The sequence below is a fragment of the Pelovirga terrestris genome (assembly GCF_014773365.1).
Classification (GTDB): Bacteria; Desulfobacterota; Desulfuromonadia; order Desulfuromonadales; family Geopsychrobacteraceae; genus Pelovirga; species Pelovirga terrestris.
On sequence record NZ_JACWUN010000014.1, the window covers coordinates 86,030 to 95,420 of the forward strand.

Annotated in this window: 8 protein-coding genes; all 8 read left to right on the forward strand. The window is 52.5% G+C overall.

What is annotated here, in order from left to right; translation table 11 throughout:
• Nucleotides 1-45: 45 nt before the first annotated feature.
• The 8 genes from aspS (at nt 46) to ICT70_RS12055 (ending at nt 9,207) form a co-directional block, all read left to right on the forward strand.
• Nucleotides 46-1,836 carry an aspartate--tRNA ligase gene (gene aspS / locus ICT70_RS12020; protein ID WP_191156981.1) on the forward strand — a complete coding sequence of 597 codons (1,791 nt, stop codon included), beginning with the start codon at nt 46-48 and terminating at the stop codon, nt 1,834-1,836.
• A gap of 19 nt (nt 1,837-1,855) precedes the next feature.
• On the forward strand, nt 1,856-2,587 hold the full coding sequence (locus tag ICT70_RS12025; protein ID WP_191156983.1) for a DUF4398 domain-containing protein: 732 nt from the start codon (nt 1,856-1,858) through the stop codon (nt 2,585-2,587).
• 247 nt (nt 2,588-2,834) lie between these two features.
• Nucleotides 2,835-5,060 carry an NADP-dependent isocitrate dehydrogenase gene (locus ICT70_RS12030; RefSeq protein WP_191156984.1) on the forward strand — a complete coding sequence of 742 codons (2,226 nt, stop codon included), beginning with the start codon at nt 2,835-2,837 and terminating at the stop codon, nt 5,058-5,060.
• Nucleotides 5,061-5,145: 85 nt separating this feature from the next.
• The gene (gene mdh, locus ICT70_RS12035; RefSeq protein ID WP_191156986.1) at nt 5,146-6,102 is read left to right on the forward strand and encodes a malate dehydrogenase; all 957 of its coding nucleotides are present in this window, start codon (nt 5,146-5,148) and stop codon (nt 6,100-6,102) included.
• A gap of 357 nt (nt 6,103-6,459) precedes the next feature.
• Nucleotides 6,460-6,654, forward strand: coding sequence for a 4Fe-4S binding protein (locus ICT70_RS12040; RefSeq protein ID WP_191156988.1), 195 nt, complete (start codon nt 6,460-6,462; stop codon nt 6,652-6,654).
• A gap of 20 nt (nt 6,655-6,674) precedes the next feature.
• The gene (locus ICT70_RS12045; protein WP_191156990.1) at nt 6,675-7,814 is read left to right on the forward strand and encodes a 2-oxoacid:acceptor oxidoreductase subunit alpha; all 1,140 of its coding nucleotides are present in this window, start codon (nt 6,675-6,677) and stop codon (nt 7,812-7,814) included.
• Nucleotides 7,815-8,630 carry a 2-oxoacid:ferredoxin oxidoreductase subunit beta gene (locus ICT70_RS12050; RefSeq protein ID WP_191156993.1) on the forward strand — a complete coding sequence of 272 codons (816 nt, stop codon included), beginning with the start codon at nt 7,815-7,817 and terminating at the stop codon, nt 8,628-8,630.
• A gap of 25 nt (nt 8,631-8,655) precedes the next feature.
• Nucleotides 8,656-9,207: a 2-oxoacid:acceptor oxidoreductase family protein gene (locus ICT70_RS12055; RefSeq protein WP_191156995.1), complete on the forward strand. Its 552-nt coding sequence runs from the start codon at nt 8,656-8,658 to the stop codon at nt 9,205-9,207.
• The last annotated feature ends 184 nt before the right edge of the window (nt 9,208-9,391 follow it).

Consider the following 9,391-nt stretch of genomic DNA (forward strand, 5'->3'; position numbering starts at 1 on the left):
TAACAATAACTATTTAGGCGCTGTTTGGGCGCATCTGGAGGCACCGTGCAAAACGATAAACTGGGAAGCTGGAAGCGAACACATCGATGTGGCGAACTGACGGCAGCATTGATCGGTCAGGAGGTCTGTGTCATGGGGTGGGTGCAGAAGCGCCGTGACCACGGCGGCCTGATTTTTATCGATCTGCGTGATCGTGAGGGGATTGTGCAACTGGCTCTTGACCCTGATCGTGATGCGGCTTCACATAAGAAAGCTGAGCAAGTGCGAACCGAATATGTTGTTGCTGCCAGCGGAACGGTTTCGGCGCGCCCGGAAGGAACGGTCAACCCACGCATGAAAACCGGTAAAATTGAGATTGAGGTGGCGGAGTTATTGATCCTCAACCGCTCAGAAACACCGCCCTTCATGATTGATGAATATACCGAGGTGGCTGAAAATATCCGCTTGAAATATCGCTATCTTGATCTGCGGCGGCCGGCCTTGCAGCGCAATCTGATGATGCGCCATCTGGTTGCCAAAACGGTTAGAACCTACCTCGATAGCCAGGGATTTCTTGAAGTGGAAACCCCGGTGCTGACCAAGAGCACCCCGGAAGGGGCGCGCGATTATCTGGTACCAAGCCGGGTCAATCCCGGTAATTTTTACGCCCTGCCCCAGTCCCCCCAGTTGTTCAAACAGCTGCTCATGGTGTCCGGTTTTGATCGCTATTTTCAGATCGTCAAATGTTTTCGTGACGAGGATCTGCGGGCTGATCGCCAGCCCGAATTTACCCAGATCGACTGTGAGATGAGCTTCGTTAAGAGTGACGATGTTATTGCTACCATGGAAGGGCTGATTGCCGCGATCTTTAAAGAAGCCATCGGGCTTGAGGTTAAGCTGCCGATGGAGCGCCTGACCTATGCTGAAGCCTTGCGCCGGTTTGGGGTTGATAATCCCGACCTGCGTTTCGATCTGGAGCTGGTCGATCTGACGGCCCTGGTTGCTGATTCGCAGTTTAAAGTGTTTGCTGAGGTCGCTGCCGGCGGCGGCTTGGTCAAAGCCATTAACGTTAAAGGTGGTGCCGACTTTTCACGCAAGGACCTTGACGGATTTACCGATTTTGTCAAGATTTACGGTGCCAAGGGGCTGGCCTGGGTCAAGGTGACGCAAGAGGGCTGGCAGTCCCCCATCGCCAAATTTTTCACCGGTGATGAGTTGGTCAGCCTTAATCAGGCACTGTCCGCCGAGGATGGTGATCTGTTGTTGTTTGTTGCAGATACGGCCGGGGTTACGAATGAGGCGTTGGGGCGTCTGCGGGGTCATTTAGGGCAACGTCTGGGGCTGGCGAGCAAGGATGCGTATCGCTTTGTCTGGGTGACCGATTTTCCGCTGCTGGAGTGGGATGCCGAGGCCAAACGTTACGTGGCCGTCCATCACCCCTTTACCTCACCCCTGGAAGAGGATATCCCGTTACTCGACAGCGATCCGGGCAAGGCGCGGGCTCAAGCCTACGATCTGGTGCTGAATGGCTCGGAGGTCGGTGGCGGCAGTGTCCGGATCCACGACCAGGCGGTACAATCGCGCCTGTTCGAGCTCTTGGGTATCGGTGAACAGGAGGCACAATTGAAGTTCGGCTTCCTGCTGGATGCTTTGAGCTATGGGGCACCACCTCATGGCGGGATCGCTTTTGGTCTGGATCGGTTGATGATGATTCTGACCGCTGCTGATTCGATCCGTGATGTGATTGCCTTTCCCAAAACCCAGAAAGCGACCTGCATGTTGTCGGATGCGCCAAATGCGGTTGACGAAAAACAGTTGCAGGAACTTGGTATCCGGCTGCGGAAAAAGCAGGAATAGATCCTAAAAAAGAGTCTAAATGACCGTCAGATTTTTACTTATCATCAGTATCGCAGCCATGGTTCTCGCCGGCTGTGCCAAGCCTCCGCTGGCTGAGCTGGAAACCGCACGTTATCTGGTTCGCCATGCTGCTGAAATCGGTGCCGCGGACTGGTCACCGGGTGAATACCAGTTGGCCCGCTCCGCCCTGGACGCTGCTGAAGAGCAGATGGAACAGCAGCAATACCGTGCTGCAGCGCGAACCATTAGTCTGGCCCGGCGTTACGCCGAAGAGGCGCGCAGTGAGTCGGAACAAGCTCTTGCGCGCCAGGCCGAACTGGAGCGGCAGCGAGCAGAAAAAGCCCGCTTGCAGGAAGATCAGCGTTTACGCGAACTGGCTGAACAGGAGGCAGCTTTGCGTCAACGGCAGTTGGAACAGCGCCGCCAGGAGGAAGCCCGGCAGGCAGCAGCACGCGCAACTAGCGCTGCCAGTGTGGCAAAGCCACCACCACCCTCACCATCACCACCAGTCGAACCCGCCAAGGTTGAGCGTTATGAAGTCAGGGCCGGGCAGAATCTGGCCGAGATTGCTCATCTGCCCGAAGTGTATGGGGATAGGCTGTTGTGGCCGCTGATTTATCGCGCGAATCGTGATCAGATTAAAACCCCTCAGGAAATCGCGCCAGGCCAGATGCTTGATATCCCGCGCGATAAAAACAGTGAAGAGCTCGAATCGGCGCGCAAAGAAGCACGGGAGCTGAATCTGTTCTGATGGCTTGGGCGCAGCCTGGTTACAGTGTTTGCGCTTTAAGCTTTTTGGAGATTCCGGTCAGTTGGCGTGACCCGCGCTAAGCTGTCTTTTAATGGAGAGTTTTAATCGCCGGTTGGCCCCGAACCCTCTTGACAGACCCTCATCATTTGTATACTGTATACAACGCTTTCCCATGCGGGATTCTCAGTTTATAACTTTGTTATAAGCTGGTTTGTTTTGACACTACATTAATCAAGGAGAGAGACGAATGGCAGCAAAAATTATCTGGTCTGAAATTGATGAAGCACCGGCGTTGGCCACCTATGCCTTTTTGCCCATTGTTCGAGCCTTCACCAAAGGCTGTGACATCGAGGTGGAAACCCGTGATATTTCCCTTTCCGGCCGTGTCCTGACACTTTTTCCGGAGCGCCTGACCGAAGCACAGCGGGTCGCTGACCACCTGGCAGAGTTGGGTGAGTTGGTCAAGAACCCCGAAGCCAACGTGATCAAGCTGCCGAATATCAGTGCCTCGATTCCCCAACTGCAGGCTTGTATCAAGGAACTCCAGCAACAGGGTTATGATATCCCCAGCTACCCGGAAGAAGCGGAAAACGACGAGGACCGCAAGCTGCAGGAGCGTTTTTCCAAGGTGCTCGGATCCGCGGTAAATCCGGTGTTGCGCGAAGGCAACTCGGATCGTCGTGCTGCCGCATCGGTTAAAAAGTTTGCCCAGAAAAATCCCCATAAAATGATGCAGCCCTGGCCGCCGGCCGGTGAATCCAAGTGCCGTGTGGCTTTCATGGATGGCGGTGATTTCTATGAGTCAGAAAAATCGGTGACCATGGATGGCGCTGATACCGTCAAGATCCAATTCGTTGATGAAGGTGGTCATGCCAAGGTCCTAAAAGAGCTCAAGCTGCTGGCCGGTGAGGTGTTTGACAGCTCTACCATGAATGTGCGCAAGTTGCGCGATTTCTATACTGCTACCGCCGCCGAAGCAAAAGAAAAGGGTGTGCTGTTGTCACTGCACCTCAAGGCCACGATGATGAAGATCTCTGATCCGATTCTGTTTGGTCACTGTGTCTCAGTGTATTTCAAAGATGCCCTTGAAAAGCATGCTGCGACCCTCAAAGAGATCGGTGCCAGCCCCAACTATGGTATGGGTGACATTCTTTCTAAGCTGGATAAGCTGCCCGCTGAGAAAAAGGCCGAAATTGAAGCCGACATCAACAAATGTTACGAAAGCGGCCCGGCGCTCGCCATAGTTGACTCCCGCAAGAATATTACCAACCTGCATGTGCCCAACGACGTGATTGTTGATGCTTCCATGCCTAACGTTGTCCGGGATGGCGGTAAAATGTGGAATCTGCAAGATCAGTTGCAGGACACTATCGCCATGGTTCCTGACCGTTGCTATGCCACCATGTATGCAGAGATCATTGATAATGCTCGTGCCAATGGTCAGTTCGATCCTTCGACCATGGGCAGTGTTTCTAACGTTGGTCTGATGGCGCAGAAAGCTGAAGAATACGGCTCCCATGACAAAACCTTCGAAGCGCCGAGCAACGGAACCTTCCAGGTTGTCAATTCAGCCGGTCAGGTGTTGATGGAGCAGAAGGTAGAGAAGGGGGATGTCTATCGCTCCTGCCAGACCAAGGATATCGCCATCAAAGACTGGGTTCGTCTTGCGGTTGAGCGGTGCCGTGAATCGGGTGAGCCGGTCGTGTTCTGGCTGGATGAAAAGCGCGGTCACGATGCCCAGATTATTGCCAAGGTCAACAAATATCTTCCCGACTATGATACCGCCGGTCTCGAGATCAAGGTGATGGCTCCCCGTGAAGCGATGACGTTCTCACTGGAGCGGATTCGTAAAGGGCTTAACACCATTTCAGCAACCGGCAACGTGCTGCGGGATTACCTGACCGACCTGTTCCCGATTCTGGAACTGGGTACCAGTGCACGGATGCTGTCTATCGTACCGTTGCTTGCCGGTGGTGGTCTGTTTGAAACAGGTGCCGGCGGTTCTGCTCCCAAGCATGTCCAGCAGTTCCTGAAAGAAGGGCACACCCGCTGGGATTCATTAGGCGAGTATTGTGCTCTGGTTCCGTCGTTGGAACTGGTTGCAAAAAATTTCAACAACAACAAGGCCAAGGTGCTGGCTGAAACGCTGGATACCGCGATTGGTACCTATCTGGAGAACCAGAAGCTGCCGTCACGTAAGGTCAATGAGCTTGACAACCGTGGCAGCACTTTCTACCTGACGCTGTACTGGGCTCAGGCGTTGGCTGCTCAGAGTCAGGATCAGGATCTTAAAGCCCGTTTCACTCCGATTGCCAAGGAAATGACTGACAATGCCGACAAAATTGATGCTGAATTGATTGCGGCGCAAGGTAGGCCGATTGATATCGGTGGTTATTTCCGTCCGGATCGAGTCAAAACCGAAAAGGAAATGCGTCCAAGTGCAACTCTGAATGCTATTATCGACAACATGTAGTGGTCTTTAGTAAATCAGCCGAGCCGGGGCGAACGGTCGTCCCGGCTTAATTAAATATAAAATATTAATAACAAGGAGAGAGAAAATGGCGAGACCAAAAATTGCTTTGATCGGTGGCGGACAAATTGGTGGTGTTCTGGCTCAACTTTGTGCCCTGCGTGAACTGGGTGATGTGGTGATGTTCGACATCGTCGAAAATATGCCCCAGGGAAAAACCCTTGATATCGCTGAAGCATCACCTGTAGACGGCTTTGACGTCAGTGTTACTGGTACCAATGATTACAAAGATATCGCTGGCTCAGACGTTGTTATCGTTACTGCCGGCCTGCCGCGTAAGCCTGGTATGAGCCGTGATGACCTGATCGGTGTTAACTCAAAGATCATGACCAGCGTGGCTGAAGGTATTCGTGAAAATGCTCCGAATGCCTTTGTTATCGTTATTTCTAACCCCCTTGATGCGATGGTGACGTTGTGCCAGAAGGTTACCGGCTTCCCCTCTGAGCGTGTTTGTGGTCAGGCCGGTGTCCTTGACTCTGCTCGTTTTGCTGCTTTTATTGCCTGGGAACTGGGTGTTTCTGTCAAGGACGTTACTGCTATTACCCTTGGTGGTCACGGGGATACCATGGTTCCCCTGGTACGTTACGCCAATGTTGCGGGCATTCCGGTCATGGAACTGCTTGAGCAGAAGTACGGTAATGCAGCCAAAGCCGAGGAAGTGATGACCGCCATGGTTGAGCGCACCAAGAATGCCGGCGGCGAAGTCGTTAAGCTTCTTGGTAACGGTAGTGCTTTCTACAGCCCGGCCTCGTCAGCTGTAGCGATGGCCGAGTCATTCCTTAAGGACCAAAAACGGGTACTGCCGACCTGCGCCTTGCTGCAAGGTCAGTACGGTGTTGATAACTTCTACGTTGGCGTTCATTGTGTCATTGGTGCCGGTGGCATTGAAAAGATCATTGAAATGAAACTCGATGCTGGAGAGCAGGCACTGATGGACAACTCGGTGGCCGCAGTCAAAGAACTCGTCGGCAGCATGAATCTCTAATTGAATTATTGCTCTTGATTCAGAAGGGCAGTCGTTTGACTGCCCTTCTGTTTTAGGCTCCACTCTGGTAATTAAATAACGATGGTGCAGGGGTGCTGCAAACAGGGTAGTGATTGTTCGGGTATGGGATCAGATGCCTGTAAAAACCTGTTGCAGCGTTTTTTTTGTTGTGAAAATCTTTTATTCGATTCCCAGGGTTGAACCTAACCCGCTGCTTTTATGAGGAAAGCACCATTGTTCCAGGTGCTTCAGGGATGGATGTTTTTGCTGGCGTAGAGTTGTCGCTTATGTTAGCATTCCGCCGCTTTGAAAAGCTGTTTGTCGACAGTCACTATATAGTAAAGGAGATAATCGTTCATGAGCGCGAAAGCGGAAATTGAAATCATCGAAGCCTATTGTAAGGGATGCAGTATTTGCGTAGAGTTCTGTCCTACAAAGGTCCTGGAGATGGATGCATTTGTTGTCAAGGTTGCAAACGCTGATGCCTGCATAGCATGTAATCAGTGTGAATTGCGTTGCCCTGACTTCGCCATTAAAGTTCACAAGCTGTAATAGCTAGAGGAGGTCAGTTCGTGGCAAAAAAAATTGCTCTTTTACAGGGGAATGAGGCTTGCGCCCAGGGCGCACTTTATGCCGGATGTAACTTCTTCGGCGGCTACCCAATTACTCCCTCCACTGAAGTTGCGGAAGTTATGGCAGGTGAACTTCCCAAAATTGGTGGTAAGTTTATTCAGATGGAAGACGAAATCGGCGCCATGGCCTCGATTATCGGTGCTTCCCTCGCCGGCTCCAAAACCCTGACGGCATCGTCCGGTCCCGGGATTTCGCTGAAACAGGAATTGATCGGCTACGCCTGTATCGCTGAAGTTCCCTGCGTTATCATCAATGTTATGCGTGGTGGTCCCTCAACCGGGATGCCAACCGGCCCCGGACAGTCTGACGTGATGCAGGCGCGGTGGGGTACCCATGGTGACCATGCCGCTATTGCACTGTGTCCGGCGTCCTGTCAGGAAATTTTTACCGAGACTGTTCGTGCCTTCAATCTGGCAGAAAAGTATCGCATGCCGGTTCAGGTTCTGTATGATGAAATCGTCGGTCACATGCGTGAGCGTATTGTCTTCCCGGAACCAGGTGAGCTCGAAGTAATCGATCGCACGGCGCCATCGGTTCCGCCCGAGAAATATAAGCCGTTTGATACCTCTTTCGGTGATGTCCCACCGCTGGCTGCTTACGGCTCAGACTACCGTTTCCATGTTACTGGGTTAAACAAGGCCGAGGATGGTTTTCCAACTACCAAGGCCGAATTGGTCGATGCTGAAGAGCGCCGTCAGATCCGCAAGGTTGAGTGCCCGGAAGCCCGTGCAGATATAGAGTCAAATGAGGAATATCTGATTGATGATGCCGAGGTCGTTGTCCTGGCTTACGGATCTACCTCTCGCTCAGCCCGGTATGCTGTCAATGAACTGCGCGAGCAGGGCATTAAGGCAGGCATGTTCCGTCCCATTACCCTCTGGCCGTTCCCGGAACAGCGTGTTGCTCAGATTGGCGAACAGGTCAAAGCGATAGTTGTCCCTGAAATGAACCTTGGCCAGATGATCTTTGAGGTGGAGCGGGTTGTGAAAAATTCCTGTAAGCTCGCAGGCGTCCACCGGGTTGACGGCGATCCGCTCACCCCAAGCCAAATCATCGACCAGGTTAAGGAGGTTCTCTAAATGGCTTACGATTACGAAAAATCAATCCGTCCAGGAAAGCTGCCTCACATCTGGTGTCCCGGTTGTGGCCATGGCATTGTCATGAAGGGTCTGATTCGGGCCATGGATGCTTGTGGTCTTGAAAAAAAGAATACCGCCATTGTCTCTGGTATCGGCTGTGCCAGCCGGATGCCCGGGTACCTGGATTTTAATACCCTGCATACTGCTCATGGTCGTGCAGCAGCTTTTGCTACCGGTATAAAAATGGCAAAGCCGGAAATGACAGTCATCTGCTGTGGCGGCGATGGGGATGGTGCCGCGATCGGGGGCAATCACTTTATTCATGCCTGCCGGCGTAATATTGATATGACCTACGTTTTGATGAATAACTACATCTACGGCATGACCGGTGGACAGTTCTCTTCATCTACTCCGACCGGACATTTGGCCTCGACAACTCCCTACGGCAATCCTGATCCATGTTTTGATCTGGCAAAACTGGCGATCGGTGCCGGCGCAACCTTTGTTGCCCGGACGACGGCTTTCCATGCGAACCAGATTGACAAATTGATCGCTGAGGGAATCAAGCACAAAGGCATGGCTATTATCGAAGTTCTGGACGACTGCCCCACTACTTACGGGCGGCGTAACAAGTTCCGCAGTGTCGTGGATATGATGAAGCGTCTCAAGGAAATCGCGGTTCCGGTGACTGCAGCGGCAAAAATGACACCCGAGCAGCTCGAAGGTAAGACCTTGACCGGTGTTCTCCACAAGGAAGACCGTCCGGAATACTGCGAAAGCTACGCAAAAATCATTGCGCGTGTACAAGGCGCCTGATCACATCCATAAGGAGACGAGAATCATGGCAGAAAGATATGAACTTCGCTTTTCCGGTGCGGGTGGTCAGGGTCTGATCACTGCCGGAATTATCCTGGCTGAAGCCGCTTCGATTATTGAAGGGCGTCATGCCGTACAGTCACAAAGTTATGGGCCGGAAGCCCGTGGTGGAGCTTCCAAGTCAGAAGTTATCATTGGCGATGAGCCGATCGATTACCCTAAGGCAACCGTTGTTGATGCCTGTCTGGCAATGACCCAGGAAGCTGCTGATAAATATGCCGTTGGTATTAAGGACGGTGGTGTGCTGCTGGTCGACAGTGATTTTGTTAAAAACCCGCCACAGGGTAATTACAAGGTTTACAGTCTGCCGATCATGCGGACCGCAAAGGTTGATGTCGGCCGTGAAATTGTAGCCAACGTTATTGCCCTGGGGGCGATGATTGCCTTGACCGACGTTGTTAAGCGCGAGTCCGGTGAGCAGGCTGTTCTGGCGAAAGTACCGGAAGCCTTCAAGGACCTGAACAAAAAGGCCTACAGCCTTGGTTTTGATAAGATGAAGGAAGTTCTGGCTGGATAGTTTGTTGGACAGTTAAAGATAAAGCAAGGCCCGGTGTTATTACGCCGGGCCTTGCTTTTTTTTTATGTGCGCCCGGCAGGGCGCGTGGTGCTCAAGCACCATCCATTTGGCTGTGGTGACCAAATGGTGACTTGGAGGTGAAAGTCCTCTGCGGACCCTGATGACGGGAACCGCTAGCCGAACG